This is a genomic window from Arthrobacter sp. H35-D1, assembly GCF_030063185.1.
In the GTDB taxonomy this organism is placed as follows: domain Bacteria; phylum Actinomycetota; class Actinomycetes; order Actinomycetales; family Micrococcaceae; genus Specibacter.
The window spans coordinates 548,064-561,641 of the sequence record NZ_JASISP010000001.1 but is presented as its reverse complement, the minus strand read 5'-3'; the positions used below and the strand labels follow the sequence as shown (position 1 = coordinate 561,641).

10 protein-coding genes and 1 pseudogene are annotated in these 13,578 nt (G+C 62.8%); 8 read left to right on the top strand and 3 right to left on the bottom strand.

The window, feature by feature from the left end; genetic code table 11:
* Positions 1-10 precede the first annotated feature (10 nt).
* Both QMG25_RS02535 and QMG25_RS02530 read left to right on the top strand, forming a co-directional pair.
* Positions 11-1,156 (top strand): GmrSD restriction endonuclease domain-containing protein, encoded by a 1,146-nt coding sequence (locus tag QMG25_RS02535; protein WP_283456999.1) that lies wholly within the window; start codon positions 11-13, stop codon positions 1,154-1,156.
* A gap of 65 nt (positions 1,157-1,221) precedes the next feature.
* A complete protein-coding gene (locus tag QMG25_RS02530; RefSeq protein WP_283456998.1) occupies positions 1,222-1,629 on the top strand; it encodes a hypothetical protein in 408 nt (135 codons plus the stop codon).
* Between the two features lie 281 nt (positions 1,630-1,910).
* Here the strand turns inward: QMG25_RS02530 and QMG25_RS02525 are convergent, their stop codons facing one another.
* Positions 1,911-3,116: a MalY/PatB family protein gene (locus tag QMG25_RS02525; RefSeq protein WP_283456996.1), complete on the bottom strand. Its 1,206-nt coding sequence runs from the start codon at positions 3,114-3,116 to the stop codon at positions 1,911-1,913.
* A gap of 115 nt (positions 3,117-3,231) precedes the next feature.
* Here QMG25_RS02525 and QMG25_RS02520 point away from each other — a divergent pair, with 115 nt between their 5' ends.
* Positions 3,232-4,584 (top strand): MFS transporter, encoded by a 1,353-nt coding sequence (locus QMG25_RS02520; RefSeq protein ID WP_283456994.1) that lies wholly within the window; start codon positions 3,232-3,234, stop codon positions 4,582-4,584.
* A 224-nt stretch (positions 4,585-4,808) separates the two neighbouring features.
* Here the strand turns inward: QMG25_RS02520 and QMG25_RS02515 are convergent, their stop codons facing one another.
* A complete protein-coding gene (locus QMG25_RS02515; RefSeq protein ID WP_283456992.1) occupies positions 4,809-6,515 on the bottom strand; it encodes an IS1634 family transposase in 1,707 nt (568 codons plus the stop codon).
* A 146-nt stretch (positions 6,516-6,661) separates the two neighbouring features.
* Between QMG25_RS02515 and QMG25_RS02510 the strand changes: the two are divergent.
* The 4 genes and pseudogenes from QMG25_RS02510 to QMG25_RS02495 form a co-directional block, all read left to right on the top strand.
* Positions 6,662-6,835 (top strand): annotated as a pseudogene (locus QMG25_RS02510) (transposase family protein); the annotation flags it as partial.
* Between the two features lie 177 nt (positions 6,836-7,012).
* The gene (locus QMG25_RS02505) at positions 7,013-7,918 is read left to right on the top strand and encodes a helix-turn-helix domain-containing protein (RefSeq protein WP_283457366.1); all 906 of its coding nucleotides are present in this window, start codon (positions 7,013-7,015) and stop codon (positions 7,916-7,918) included.
* Between the two features lie 65 nt (positions 7,919-7,983).
* Positions 7,984-9,024 carry an NAD(P)-dependent alcohol dehydrogenase gene (locus tag QMG25_RS02500; protein ID WP_283456990.1) on the top strand — a complete coding sequence of 347 codons (1,041 nt, stop codon included), beginning with the start codon at positions 7,984-7,986 and terminating at the stop codon, positions 9,022-9,024.
* Between the two features lie 780 nt (positions 9,025-9,804).
* Positions 9,805-10,506 (top strand): type 1 glutamine amidotransferase domain-containing protein, encoded by a 702-nt coding sequence (locus QMG25_RS02495; RefSeq protein ID WP_283456988.1) that lies wholly within the window; start codon positions 9,805-9,807, stop codon positions 10,504-10,506.
* Positions 10,507-11,265: 759 nt separating this feature from the next.
* Here the strand turns inward: QMG25_RS02495 and QMG25_RS02490 are convergent.
* Complete coding sequence (locus tag QMG25_RS02490) at positions 11,266-12,156, bottom strand: LysR family transcriptional regulator (RefSeq protein ID WP_283456985.1); 891 nt, start codon at positions 12,154-12,156, stop codon at positions 11,266-11,268.
* 81 nt (positions 12,157-12,237) lie between these two features.
* On the opposite strand from QMG25_RS02490, the gene QMG25_RS02485 reads away from it, so the two are divergent.
* The gene (locus QMG25_RS02485; RefSeq protein ID WP_283456983.1) at positions 12,238-13,500 is read left to right on the top strand and encodes an MFS transporter; all 1,263 of its coding nucleotides are present in this window, start codon (positions 12,238-12,240) and stop codon (positions 13,498-13,500) included.
* Positions 13,501-13,578 lie beyond the last annotated feature (78 nt).

Sequence of the window (13,578 nt, the reverse complement as noted above, 5' to 3'; positions counted from 1 at the left end):
GAAGCTCACCATGAACCGCTATCCCGGGGAGATCTCCGTCTTGTCGCCTGCTCGCAGCACCCGCTCTTTCGGAGCCACCGATTTCATCATGGCAACAGTGTTTGCCTCCGTCCTTGTGGCGACCACGGCGTGCGGTGGCGCCCCGGCACCCGAGGCGGCTCCGGCGTCGGACCTGGCCACGCACACTAGTGCACCAAGCAGTCCCGCACCAACGCCAAGCCCCACGGTTGCCATCATGGCACCCGTGGACGGCGATGACGCTTCCGACGCTGATGGCGCCGACCTGGCCGCGAACGCGCAGTCCCCTGTGGCGGACAAGGCGCTGGAGGTCCTGAAGACCATTCCCGTCAAGGGCAGGGCACCCAAAACGGGGTACAGCCGCGAAGAGTTCGGCCCGGCATGGTCGGACGTGGACCGCAACGGCTGCGACACTCGCAATGACATCCTGGAGCGCGACCTGACGGCGAAGACGTTCAAGCCGGGCACCCGCGATTGCGTGGTGCTGACCGGGGTGCTGTCGGATCCCTACACGGCCGGCACCATCTCATTTGTGCGCGGCCCCGACAGCGCAAAGGTCCAGATCGACCACGTCGTGGCGCTGAACGACGCCTGGCAAAAGGGAGCCCAACAGCTGGCGCCGGATCGACGCAAGGCCTTTGCCAACGATCCGCTGAACTTGTTGGCCGTTGACGGTCCCAGCAACCAAAGGAAGGGCGCCGGCGATGCCGCCACGTGGCTGCCGCCGAACAAGGCCTACCGTTGCGAGTATGTGGCCCGGCAGGTCGCGGTCAAGGCCGACTACGAGCTGTGGGTGACCCAGGCAGAACATGACGCCATGGCCACGGTCCTCGGGAACTGCGCGGGTGTTGACGTGCCAAGCGAGCAGATACCTCCCGCGGCCGAGCCCAAGCAGCCAGCTGTTGTGCCGCCTGCTGCCCCAGTGCCCGCGGAAGCAGCGGATGATGCCGCGCCGCAGCCGGCACAGCCGGCACCACCAGCTGCTCCCCCTGCTCCGGTGGTTCAGCCGCCGGCAACTGATGTCTTCTACCAAAACTGCTCAGCCGTTCGGGCCGCGGGGGCGGCCCCCATTCGCGCGGGCCAGCCCGGCTTCGAGCCCAAGTTCGACCGCGACGGCGACGGGGTTGGCTGCGAATAGCGCCATGGCGCACTGGCTCGGACTTCGCCCCTTCCAACTGACTCGGCTATCGCTAACATTGAAGTGTGGGCTTTCATAGCGACCAACCTTTGGTCCCAGCAGTGTGGCAACGCCATGACACGGAGATCTTGCCGTTGTGGCGGGAACGGCTCTGCGCGGCAATGGGACCGACGGCAGCGAGCCGCTACGCCGCCGGGCTCTTTTTTGAAGACCGTCGCAGGCCTATTGCCCAGTGGTTCAACCCGGCCTTGAACGCGGCGTTGTTGGTGGGCATTGAAACGTCGGCAGAATGGCCGGTCCAGCGCTTTGGGTTGTTCTATGCCGCTGCCGACGGCGGGGTGATCAAGGTCCGCACCACCACGCACGAGTGGTACACCCGAACCCCGAAGCAGTCCCCCACCGAAGAGGAATCCTTCGCCGCGGCCATCATTTCCGCCGAGTCGTTTCTGCAGGTGGAGATGGATTTCATCTAGCACTCCTGCTCCACGCCGCCCGCGTCACCGCGTCTCGCCCGCATGCCCGCGACTGAGCCGCGAGCCAGCGGTTGGGCAACCGCGGGCTCGCGGCCAAGACGCGGTTTCCAGCAATATGGTGCACGGCGGGCGCAACGCAGAAGCGGCCAAGGCGCGGTCTCGAGAACTATGGTGCGGGCAGGCAAGGTGCAGGCGCGGTCTCGGAACGGGGCCTGCGGTTGCGGCGCGATCTCGACCCACACCACGCGCCACGACTCGCGGCGCAACCGCACCGGCAGGGGTCATCCCGCCAGCGACGCACCCATTTGTTCCACGATCCGGCGCAGAATCGGTGCGGGAGTGGCAAAGTTCAGCCGCACCCAGCCGGCTCCGACATCGCCGCACAAACCGCCTTCGGTCAGCGTGACCCGGGCGTGTTCGGCGAAGAATTCAGTGGGCGTGCCAGCAAAATCCCCGAAATCAAGTTCCGTGCAATCGATGAACGCCAAATACGTTCCCTCGGGCATCACCCAGCGGGCCTGCGGCAGGTGCTCCTGCAGCAGGCCCTCGAGCAGCCTCCGGTTGCCGTCCAGGTAGTCAATCACCCCATCAAGCCACGGCGTCCCCTCCGTGTAGGCGGCAATGTTCGCCACGACCCCCAGAGTGCTGGCGCTGTGCTCAGCAGCGGTTCCCTCCACGGACCACAACTCATAATCTGCGGCATTGGAAAAGATGATTTGTGCCGCCTTGAGCCCGGCCAGGTTCCAGGCCTTCGACGCGGATGTGGCCGTCACGGTGTGCCGGGCGGCGGCGTCGCTGACCGAAGCGTACGGAACGTGGGTGGCGCCGTCGTACACCAATGGCGCATGGATCTCATCGGAAAACACCCTGGCCCCGCTCACCTCCACAATGGCGCTGAGCCGCAGCAGTTCCCGGCGTGTGTACACCTTCCCAATCGGATTGTGCGGATTGCACAGCACCAGCAGATCGCCGGCTGCGAGTGACGCTTCCAGGGCGTCGAAGTCAAGCTCCCAGGACGCTTCTGCGCGGATCATGGGGACCTGCACAAGTTCGCGCCCGTACGCAGCCGGGAGCGTGATGAAGGGCATGTACGCCGGGGTCGGGACAACCATGCGCCCGTGACCGGGGGTGAAATGCTTGACCGTGGCTTCCAAGGCGCTGAGGACGTCGGCTACGGGACGGATCCACTCGGCGGGGATATCCCAGCCGTGGCGCGTTGCCAGAAAGTCCCGGCACGCCTGCCCCAGGGCCTGGACCAGATGGCCGGGCAGGTACCCCACCTGCGCGGTGGCCACCGAATCGCGCAGCCGCTCGGCGACGGGGCCGGCCAGGCCAAAGTCCATCTCGGCCACCCAGGCTGGCAGCTGCCCGGGGAAGGCAGACCACTTCAAACTGCCCGTGGCGCGCAAATCCGTCTCCGTCACGGTGTCAAAGGTAGCTGTCCCGGGAAAATTGCCCTGGAGAGTTTGTATGTGTTCGATTGCCATGCTCGGGTGCTCCTCTGTCAGACTGGTGACGTCTGCTTCCACCTTAAGCCACTCCCACGGGACGGCCGTCGGCGCAGTTTCCACGCCATGAATCTGCCACTCTTAGGACTTTCCAATGAGCACCGCCTCTCTCCAACGCCGCAACCAAACCGTGCTTGTGGCGGGCCAGCTGTTGTCGGGGGTGGGCGTGGCCTCGGGCATTGCCGTGGGAGGCATCCTGGCGGCCGAGCTGGCAGGCACGACGGCGGCATCCGGTTTTGTGCAAACGGCGTCCGCCTTGGGTGCCGGGCTGGTGGCCGTCCCGCTGGCGAACTTGGCCGTCCGGGCGGGCCGGCGCTGGGCGCTGAGCACCGGGTTGGTCCTGGGTGCCGTGGGTGCTGCCCTAGTTTTGCTTGCAGCGAGCCTTGGTCAGTTCTGGCTCATGGCCGCTGGCATGCTGTTCTTTGGTTCGGCGACGGCGGCGGGCCTGCAAGCGCGGTACGCAGCGGTCGACGGCGCCTCCCCTGCCACCGCCGGCCGGGCCATGGCAATCGTCATTTGGGCGACGACTGTCGGCTCGGTGGCCGGCCCCAACCTCTCCGAACCAGGCCGTTTGTTGGGCATCCGGCTGGACATGGTGCCGTTGGCTGGTCCCTTCGTGTTCTCGCTCATTGCCTTTCTCACCGCTGCCCTGGTCATCGCCGTGTTCTTTCTGGCCCCTCCGGCGCAACCACACGCCGTGGGTGCGCCCGGGGAAGCTTCCGCGGACGCGTCCGTGGAAACGATAGTTGAAACGACGGGCCTGCCCGGCGGGGTGGCCCCCGTGCACCCCCAAAGACCCGCCAAACCCGCCAAGCGGCACGGTGCCTGGCAGGCCCTGCGCCTTGCCAGCCACAATCCGCACGCACTCTTCGCCTTGGTCGCGGTCACTGGCGGGCACGCGATCATGGTGGGCGTCATGGTCATGACCCCTGTCGCCATGAATGAGCATGGCCACGCACTGGAGATGATCGGCATTGTCATCAGCCTGCACATTTTGGGCATGTATGCGGCCAGCCCGATGTTTGGTTGGCTTGTGGACAAGCTGGGCAGCGTGCCCGTCGTATTCATCGGCTACGGCATTTTCCTGGCGGCCATCACCATTGGCGCTATCGTCTCGGACAGCAGCGACCCCCTGCCCATGTCCATTGCCTTGAGCACGCTGGGCTTGGGCTGGTCGGCGTGCCTGATCGGCGGCTCGTCCCTGCTCAACGAGTCGGCACCAGACCACCTGCGCGTCCCCCTCCAAGGCGCCAATGACATGATGATGAACTTCGGGGCCGCCGGCCTGGCTGCCTTGGCCGGCCCCGTCCTGGCCGTGGGCGGCTTCTTCTGGGTCAACATGATGGCCCTGGCCGTGCTGGTCGTCATGGTGTTTTTTGGCCTGCGTGCCGTGCGTCCGACGCACGAAGCCGCCACGCCCGAAAGCGTCACCGGCAGGGTCGGATAGCTGGGGCCGGCCGGCACCGGGACCCGGATCTTTTTGGCAACTGAACGGTCCGGAGCTTCCGGTCACCGGTGAAACGCGCCGACCTGCCGCGATGCACTGGCTCAGGTAACCGGAATTCTCAATGTCGTGTCACTTCCCTGCTAGCGGGAGTTTCCTGGCCAAGTGCTTCGAGACTTGTATCGGTGCAGCTCAGAGGTGCCTTTTTATGTCTGGGGGTGTATGACCTAACTTTTCTTGGGCGCCCATTTTGTGAGGTTGAAGACGGCGGTGAGCTTGTCTTGGGTTGCGGTGGTTTCGGTGAGCATGCGCCGGATTTTGGGACGTCCTCCGGTGGAGGGATAGATCATCACGGTTTCCTGGATCCCGGCGAGCTGGTCCAGGAGTTCACGCACGGAGAGGTGTTCCCCTGCGTGTTCGGCTTCGCGGCGCATGAGGTGCGCGATTTGCAGGGCTAGCACGCAGGTGAAGGTGTGCACCCGGATGTTGTGCTCGGTCCAGTGGTGCATGGGTGAGAACGAGACCACGTGGGGGTCCTTGAGTTGGCGGAACCCGAATTCGGCATCGGATTGGGAGCGGTAGGCGGCGACCACGTCCGCGATCGGCCAGTGTTCCTGGGTGGTGACCAGGACCCGCTTGCCAAACACCTCGTCCTCGAGTTCCTCTTTCGCTGTATCGGTGACGATGACGGTGAGTTTGTGGGTGGCCGGGGTGTCCCCGGTCAGTTCGCAAACCAGGACGCGGCGTAGCCAGGAATCGCGGGTGATCGCCTTGATGTGCTCGGTGAGCTGATCGGTGGTGCGCCGGGTCTTGCCGCGGGCCAGGGACTCGGTGAGCTCGGCGAGTTTCGCCTGGGCCTTGGCCAGGGTTTGGGCGAACCCGGCGACCTGCGCGGCGTGCAGGGTGGGTGAGTGGGTGAGGATGACCCGGCGCTCGGTGCCGTAAACCACCCGCCGGGTCTCAACCGCGGTAAGACCGGCAAACCGTTCCTTGTCCACGATGGTGCGGTCGGCGGCGGGGAGTTGGAGCAGGTCCGCGACATGGGAGGGCGGGATGGAACAGACGAACGCGAGGCCGGTGTCGGTGACGCGGGTGAAGTTGGTTGCCGAGTTCTGCCCGGCGTCAAAGACCACAGTCACCTCCGGCTTCTCACCGGTCCCGGTCGTTTCGGCGAGTTTGCGGTGCCGGGCGCCGAGTTCATCGATCATGAGGGGAAACTGGGTGACGTCAGGCTTGTTCCCCGGGTAGGTATGGGCGAGCAGGGGAATCCCTCCGTCACGGGTGATCACCAGGCCCAGGCCAACCAGGGAAGGCACGGTGCGCTTTTGCTTGGCCTTGCCGCGTTGGGCAATCGGGGCGTTCTCGTTGGCCGAATCAATGTAGGTGGCGAAGTTCGCCATGTCCAGCGCCAGGGCCGAGACATCGAGGTTGAATTCGCTGATCATCGCCACCGCGATGCGTTCCTCGACCTCCGCGAGCTGTTTCAGGGACAGGGCGTGCATCGCGTCCCAGAATTTGCGGTGGTCCAACACGGAGGCGGGGATCTTGGCGAACCTGTCCGCCGCCGTGGTCTTCCACCAGTCGGCGAACCCGAGCTTGGAAGTTGGCGCCACGACCCGGTTCAACGCGGCCAACGCCAGGTAGGTGCCCACCGACGCGCCAGCGTCCGCCCGCCGCGCGCCAGCCACCTCGTCAATGATCCCGGCCACGTCCAGGCGGGCCAGGACGCTCCAGGCCGCGGCACTGTCCCCGAACCCCAGATGCCGGGTTTTCGCCGGAAGCGTCGCAGATTCCTTGGCGTCCAGGAGCTTTTCGATGTCCTCAGCAGTACCCAGATAACGTTCCGAGACCATCTTCGGCTTCCCGTCCACCCGCGCCATCTCCCGCAGGTACCAATAGGGTTTCCCGCTGATCATCTTCTTGTACAAAGCCATGCTCAAATCATACTTTAGGTCATACATATTTAGGATACAAGAAGGCTCCAACACGCCGGAACTTCCGCGGAAGATTCTCGATCGGGGCTCTCAAAAGCGGAATAGCCGGCTCTGAGGTATTCATCTGACCGGACTAAACTAGAGGCGTGGATGAATTCCGGCCTCGGGCCGGCATCGATTACCCTCGCTCGCTCGGAGCGTTCCGGTCCTGGTTTGCAACCGATGCCGCTTGCCTGGATTATTTGGATTGGCTGCGTTGGCCCGATGGCTTCGTTTGCCCGCGCTGCTCGCAGTCTGGCGGGTGGTCGTTGGGAGACGGAGACCTGCTCTTTGCTCGCTTCCAATCCCAGCGTGGCGGCAGTTCCCTGACCGTGTCCGGGGATCCGCTTGCATGCGAGCCCCGGGGCTCCAGATTTTCCTGCCACTATCCGTGTTCCCGCTCACAGACCCTGACAGGGCCTCCCACAGAACCGGACGGTGGACGTAACGTAGTTGCTATGAACAACCGCAGCGAGATTCGTGAGTTCCTTGCCTCCCGGCGGGCGAAGCTGACACCACAACAAGTAGGGTTGCCAACTTTTGGCGGAATCCGGCGAGTCCCCGGGCTGCGCCGCGAAGAAGTATCTATGTTGGCGGGCGTGAGTGTTGAGTACTACACCCGAATGGAGCGAGGCAGCTTGGCAGGAGCCTCCGATTCCGTCTTGGACTCCATCTCCCGCGCTCTGCGGCTCAACGAGGCTGAACACCAGCACCTGCTCAACCTTGCCCGGACCGCAGGCCCCGCAAGTCGTACGCGGCGCCAGCCCGCCAAGGAAATAGACGCCAGTATCCAGCACATCCTCGACGGCATGGTGGGGATCCCTGCGTTCGTGCAGAACGGACATCTGGACGTTGTCGCGGTCAACGACCTCGGACGCGCCTTGTATTCCGAGGCTTACAAAGACCAGACGCACCAGCTCAACTACGCCCGGTTCGTCTTCTTCAATCCCCGCTCACAATCCCTGTATACGGACTGGGACCAGGCCGCCGACACGGTGGTGGCAATGCTGCATGCGGAAGCCGGACGAGACCCCTTTGACCGGTCTCTGACGGATCTAGTGGGAGAGCTATCCACTCGAAGTGACGAATTCCGCAGGCGCTGGGCCCAACACGATGTCCGTCACCACCGAAGCGGGGCCAAAACCATCCGCCACCCAGCGGTGGGAGACCTTGAGCTGAATTTCAACGCGCTGGAGCTCGCAGCTACCCCAGGCCTGACGATGTTCGCCTACAGTGCCGAGCCTGGGTCCTCCTCTGCTGACGGCCTGCGGCTACTGGCCAGTTGGGCCGCAACCAACAAGGCCGCACAGCTACACCACGGCGTCGAGGCTGAACCCACTGTCAAGGATGCCCTGCGGCGTTAGCCGAGCGCGCATCCACTTACATATCCCCCCACATCGATTCCTTCCCATCAACACAGGAGTAAATTATGTCTACAGTCAAGGCTTACGCAGCACCATCGGCCACCGAAGATCTCATTCCTACGACCATTGAACGCCGGGACGTCGGCGCTCATGACGTATTGATCGACATCAAGTTCGCCGGTATTTGCCATTCCGACATCCATACCGTTCGCGGCGACTGGGGCCCGCAGCAGTACCCGCTGGCCCCCGGTCACGAGATCGCTGGCATCGTCACCGAAGTTGGCTCGGATGTCACCAAGCACAAGGTCGGGGACCGTGTAGGGGTTGGTTGCATGGTCAACTCCTGCGGCGAATGTGCCAACTGCCAGGCCGGCGAAGAGCAGTACTGCCTCAAGGGCAACACCGGAACCTACGGCGCAATGGACCGCGACGGAACCATCACCCAGGGTGGCTACTCAAGCCATGTTGTCGTGACCGAGGACTTCGTAGTGAACATCCCGGACGGCTTGGGGCTCGACGTCGCCGCGCCGCTGCTATGCGCCGGCATCACCACGTTCTCCCCCCTGCATCACTGGGGTGCGGGCCCCGGCAAGAACGTCGCCGTCGTTGGCTTGGGTGGGCTCGGCCACATGGCCGTGAAGATCGCTCACGCCATGGGTGCAACCGTCACCGTCCTTTCTCAGTCGCTGAAGAAGAAGGAAGACGGCCTGCGTCTGGGCGCCGATCAATACTACGCCACCAGTGATGAGAACACGTTTTCGGATCTTGCCGGAAGCTTCGACCTGATCATCAACACCGTCAGCGCCGTCATCGACATCAACGCCTTCCTCCAGCTGCTCAAGCTCGACGGCGCACTAGTCAGCGTGGGTGCCCCTGCCGAGCCTCTGCCCGTGCAGGCGTTCTCCTTGATCGGGGCACGGCGCACGTTCGCCGGCTCGGCGATCGGCGGCATCAAGGAAACGCAGGAAATGCTCAATTTCTGCGCCGAGCACGGCATCGGTGCCGAGATCGAGGTCATCCCTGCCAGCAAGATTAATGAGGCATACGAGCGCGTCTTGGCATCCGATGTCCGCTACCGCTTCGTCATTGACACCGCCACCCTCTAAGACAAGGTGAACAGGGCAGGGACCACAACGTGCATGAGTAGGTCCCTGCCTGTTCCTTCGGACGGGCTAGTCCACGGTTACTGCCCCGCCACTATTTAGCGCGGATGACGGCATCCGAAAAAGGAACAGATCAGTACGCTCATGTACAAGATGCGGACTCGATTGACGGCGAAGCGTTCCTGGCCGCGAATTCTCCGCGGCCAGACTGCCTCGACCCAACGGTAGTCCCAGAGAACTGCTAGACATGTTGCCGAATCTGCTGCACAAGTGCAGGCCCGAAGGCTGAGCCCTCTGGCTGGCCAATGTTGCCGAACTGAATATGTGCGTGACGTTCCTCAGAGTCTCCACGACGCAGAACCACACTGAGCTTTCTGACCACGGCTCTGACGTTGTAGCGGAGATGGCACCAAGAGCGGTATGGGCTGCATACTCGAGGCAAGGTGCATGCCCCGATCTAGTTAGCCGGGCAGTTTGCGTGAGGTCGTCGATAAGACATTATGGACGACGACGACGCAGCTCGCCCTAGCATGCCTGCCACGCCGCAGTCACACAATAAATGCCAGTCATCGGCATCGGCTCGGTACGGCGACCAAAAAGAAAATATGGCCACCCGCGAGTTGGAACACGCCCCTCCAGCTACGCGGACCACGCGGTCACCCGTTTGGCCCCGCGACCGCATTATCATACGGTTCCCGGTATTCACATACTGCGGAATACTCTTGCCCATCATTTACCCCACCACAACAGACCGCCGGAAGCGACGGCTGATAGGAGAACAACATGGCAAAGATCCTCATGGTCGTTTCGGCCGCAGATTCACTCACGATGCGCGATGGTAGCAAGCACCCTACCGGCTACTGGGCCGAAGAGCTGGTAGCCTCCCACCACACCTTGATTAACGCCGGGCATACCGTGGATATCGCCACTCCGGGCGGAGTGAAGCCCACTGTCGATCAGGTCAGTCTGGCCGTTGAGTCGGCCGGGAGCATTGAAAATGCGGATCGCTTCCGCGCCTACATCGCAGCCATCGACGACGAACTATCCCACCCACTGGTATTGGCCGACGTCACGGTCGCCGACTACGAAGCCGTCGTTATGCCTGGCGGCCACGGACCCATGGCGGATCTCGCCACGGATTCGGATCTGGGCAAGATCCTCATCGAATCCGACAAGGCCGGTCGCATCATTGCTCCGTTCTGCCACGCTCCCGCCGGCCTGCTCAGCGCCATCGACGAAGAGGGCAAATTCGCCTTCGCGGGCCGCAACCTCACGGTCTTTACCGACGAGGAGGAATTGAACGGCGGCACCGGCCCCAACACACCTTGGTTCGTCGAAACGGTCCTGCGGGACAAGGGAGCCATTGTGGAATCCGGGCCGGCATGGAACAGCCACGTGATCCGCGACCGCAACCTCATCACCGGCCAGAACCCCCAGTCCAGCGAGGATGTAGCTAAAGAAGTCATCGCAGCTCTGGCTGAGTAGTCCGGTTTACCGAGTCTCACCTCATGGGCGGTTGCTCCAGCCTGCGGCTGATAGGAGCCACCACAGCCTTAGAGCCAAGGAGGGTCTTGCCCGATACGTCGCCGCTATCCGACGCCTGGATGTACTGCCCACGCACGTTGCCTACACAGCGCGTGGCTGAGTGAGGACAAGAGGGCCTCTGGGTGAGGTGGTGCTTGCGAGAGCGATCACGACCACCCGGAGGTCTCCTTCATGTCACACGTAAAGACCATTCGATGAGGGTCCACGTCAGCATCAAAAATTCTGGGCGTATCTTTAGACACCGACGGGCAGCCGGACACATACCGTGGAGCTGGCATCACAAAAAATCAGGCTGGAAGCAAAACGATGTCCAGACCACCCCCAAAGCACTAGGATGCGGTCGATGCCTACTTATATCTGGCCGACACTGTCTCGCGGACCACTCCAGCACACCCTCATTTATCACCCCCAAAAATGATAGTGAACGGGTCTCGGTGCCGCGGGTGGGCGCCGTGGCACACTTAAGGGTCCGCACTTGCCGCTGCGATCCAGGAGACCTCTGCGGCGGGTACTTTCCGTGCCAGAGTTGTGGTTCACATTGCCTTGAATGCATACGTCCCTGCCCTAGCCAGGGGCGACTCGGAACGACCGTCACCGTCATCTTTGACGCTATTCGAAGCGGTTTGAGCCGTGGCTCGTTTTCTGGCTTCGCTATCAACTTCCAGTGATTCTGGTCGGTATGCGGCCGCATGCTTCCCCCTAGTCGATCTCGCTCCGGGTCTGGCGCAATTCATCGATGAGGACCTGCTCGGCGGCTGTGGGTTGACGGGTCCTGGCGCGGGCCACCTGAATGTGCCACACCAGCGGAGTCTGGATGGCGCGAATGCCTTGCCCGTGACCATTTTCTAGTGCTGAGGCAGGCATGAAGGCGACACCCAGCCCTGCCCGAACTAAGTCCAAGGCCATGGTGACGGACACTACCTCGGTATGAACGCTGCGGCTCAGTCCCGCCGCAGCGAAAGCTGTGTCCACGGTGGCCCGAATACCCCAGCCTTCGGGAAAGTCGACGAAAGATCCATCGGCAATCTCGGACAGGCTCACGCGCTTCCTGCCAGCGAGTCGGTGGGAATCGGGGCACACAAAAACAATGCCTTCAGTATGCAGCGAGAAAAGCTCGACGCCGGGCGTTGCCCCCTCGGGAACAGACACCAAAGCCAGGTCCAAGGTGCCTGAGCGGATATCGGCAAGGCTGCTACGAGTTCCTAGGACGGTTTGGCGGAGCTTGATGACGATGGCCGGGAAATCGCGGCGGACCGTCTGCATTATCCGCAGCAGGTCAACGTTCCCGGTATGAGCCAACGTGCCCAGAGTCACGGTTCCGCGCACAGTGCCACGGATGTCATCAACGGCGTCCCTCGCAGCCTGGACGTCGGCAAGTATGGTGCGGGCGCGCGGGAGCAATGCCTCCCCCGCAGGAGCAAGGCGGATGGTGCGGCCCTGCCGAATGAACAACTCCGAGCCGAGCTCGTGCTCAAGCTGGCGGATGCCCGCCGAAACTGCGGACTGGACGATGTTGATCCTTCGGGCGGCGCCGGTAAAGCTCATCGACTCAGACACCGCTATGAAATACTCGATCTGAAAAAGCTGCATCCATCTATTATCGCCAACGGCGATGGGTATTAGCACTAATTAGCGTTGGACGCGATCTACATTGCAGCCGATACTTGATGAATGCCGCAAACCTCAACCATGCCCGCCCTCCACGCGAACACCCAGCAGCAAGCGCATCAGCGCCGGCACGGGCGCGGGTTCTGGATCGTCACCTTCGTCTTCATGATCACGATGGCTTTCGCCGCAGCACCGGCCCCCCTTTACGTCCTTTATCAGCAGCGAAGCGGATTCAGCGCCCTCACCATCACCTTCATCTTTGCCGCCTATGCCGTCGGCGTGGTCGTCAGCCTGTTTCTGGCAGGGCACATTTCAGACCGATTTGGCCGTCGCAGAGTGATTGCCCCGGCCATCCTTCTCAACGTCGTGGCGGCATTGCTTTTCATGGTTTGGCCTGATCTTCCGGGTCTGCTTCTGGCACGCTTCATCTCAGGCCTGGGCATCGGCATGCTGACGGCCACCGCCACCGCCCACATGACGGAGCTCCACAGCGCCGCGCACCCCGGCGCCGGGTCCCGGCGCGCGGAGGTCGTCTCGACCGCCGCAAACATTGGCGGGCTCGGCCTTGGCCCGCTCATTACTGGCTTCCTAGCCGAGTATGCGCCGCTCCCCCTCTACACTCCTTATGTGGTCTTCGCATTTCTATTACTGTCGGGACTACTGCTTATCGTGACGGTCCCAGAAACAGTCAACAAGGTCGAAGAAAACTGGGTGTACCGGCCGCAGCGAGTGGTGGTTCCCCCGGCCGCCCGCGGACAGTACGCGGGCGCGGCCATGATGGCATTCGTCGGCTTCGCCATGTTCGGCTTCTTCACCTCGCTGGCACCTTCGTTCGTTTCCGGGCAGCTAGGCATCAAGTCCCACGTGGCGGCTGGCGTCTTGGCATTCGTAGTCTTCGCAGCCTCTGCAGCGTTCCAGATGTTTTCCGCCCACTGGGCACGGACCATGCAACTCGTTGTCGGGCTGAGCCTCTTGGTCGCCGGATTGATCCTCGTCATTGTGTCCATCACCGATTCGTCACTGCCGTTGCTGATCGCCGGTGGACTTTTCGCCGGATCGGGCGTAGGCGTAACGTTCAAGTCGGCTATTGGCACTGCCATCGCCGTATCCGCTCCGGAAGCCCGTGGAGAGGCTCTGGCTGGGCTATTCCTCTTTGCCTACATTGGGATGGCTCTGCCCGTCGTACTACTGGGGCTGATCCTGCAGTCGACGCCCCTGGCCACTGCCGTCATCGAGTTCGGTGTGTTCATGCTGGCGCTGATTGCAGTTACCGCAGTCACGCTGGCCCGCACACAGCGCAGTACTCATGAGAACACGAACGACTAAATACCTAGAGTTGGCAAGGTCTAGTGGTCGAGGCGAGCCTTGACACGGTTCTTGCCACGGCTACGGCACGGTGCTTCG

Excerpts from the sequence above, each read along its gene's own strand:
- QMG25_RS02535 (WP_283456999.1), top strand. The coding sequence starts at position 11 with ATGAACCGCTATCCCGGGGAGATCTCCGTCTTGTCGCCTGCTCGCAGC.
- QMG25_RS02505 (WP_283457366.1), top strand. The coding sequence starts at position 7,013 with ATGAACAACCGCAGCGAGATTCGTGAGTTCCTTGCCTCCCGGCGGGCG.
- QMG25_RS02520 (WP_283456994.1), top strand. The coding sequence starts at position 3,232 with ATGAGCACCGCCTCTCTCCAACGCCGCAACCAAACCGTGCTTGTGGCG.
- QMG25_RS02515 (WP_283456992.1), bottom strand. The coding sequence starts at position 6,515 with ATGGCTTTGTACAAGAAGATGATCAGCGGGAAACCCTATTGGTACCTG.
- QMG25_RS02485 (WP_283456983.1), top strand. The coding sequence starts at position 12,238 with ATGCCGCAAACCTCAACCATGCCCGCCCTCCACGCGAACACCCAGCAG.
- QMG25_RS02495 (WP_283456988.1), top strand. The coding sequence starts at position 9,805 with ATGGCAAAGATCCTCATGGTCGTTTCGGCCGCAGATTCACTCACGATG.
- QMG25_RS02500 (WP_283456990.1), top strand. The coding sequence starts at position 7,984 with ATGTCTACAGTCAAGGCTTACGCAGCACCATCGGCCACCGAAGATCTC.
- QMG25_RS02525 (WP_283456996.1), bottom strand. The coding sequence starts at position 3,116 with ATGGCAATCGAACACATACAAACTCTCCAGGGCAATTTTCCCGGGACA.
- QMG25_RS02490 (WP_283456985.1), bottom strand. The coding sequence starts at position 12,156 with ATGCAGCTTTTTCAGATCGAGTATTTCATAGCGGTGTCTGAGTCGATG.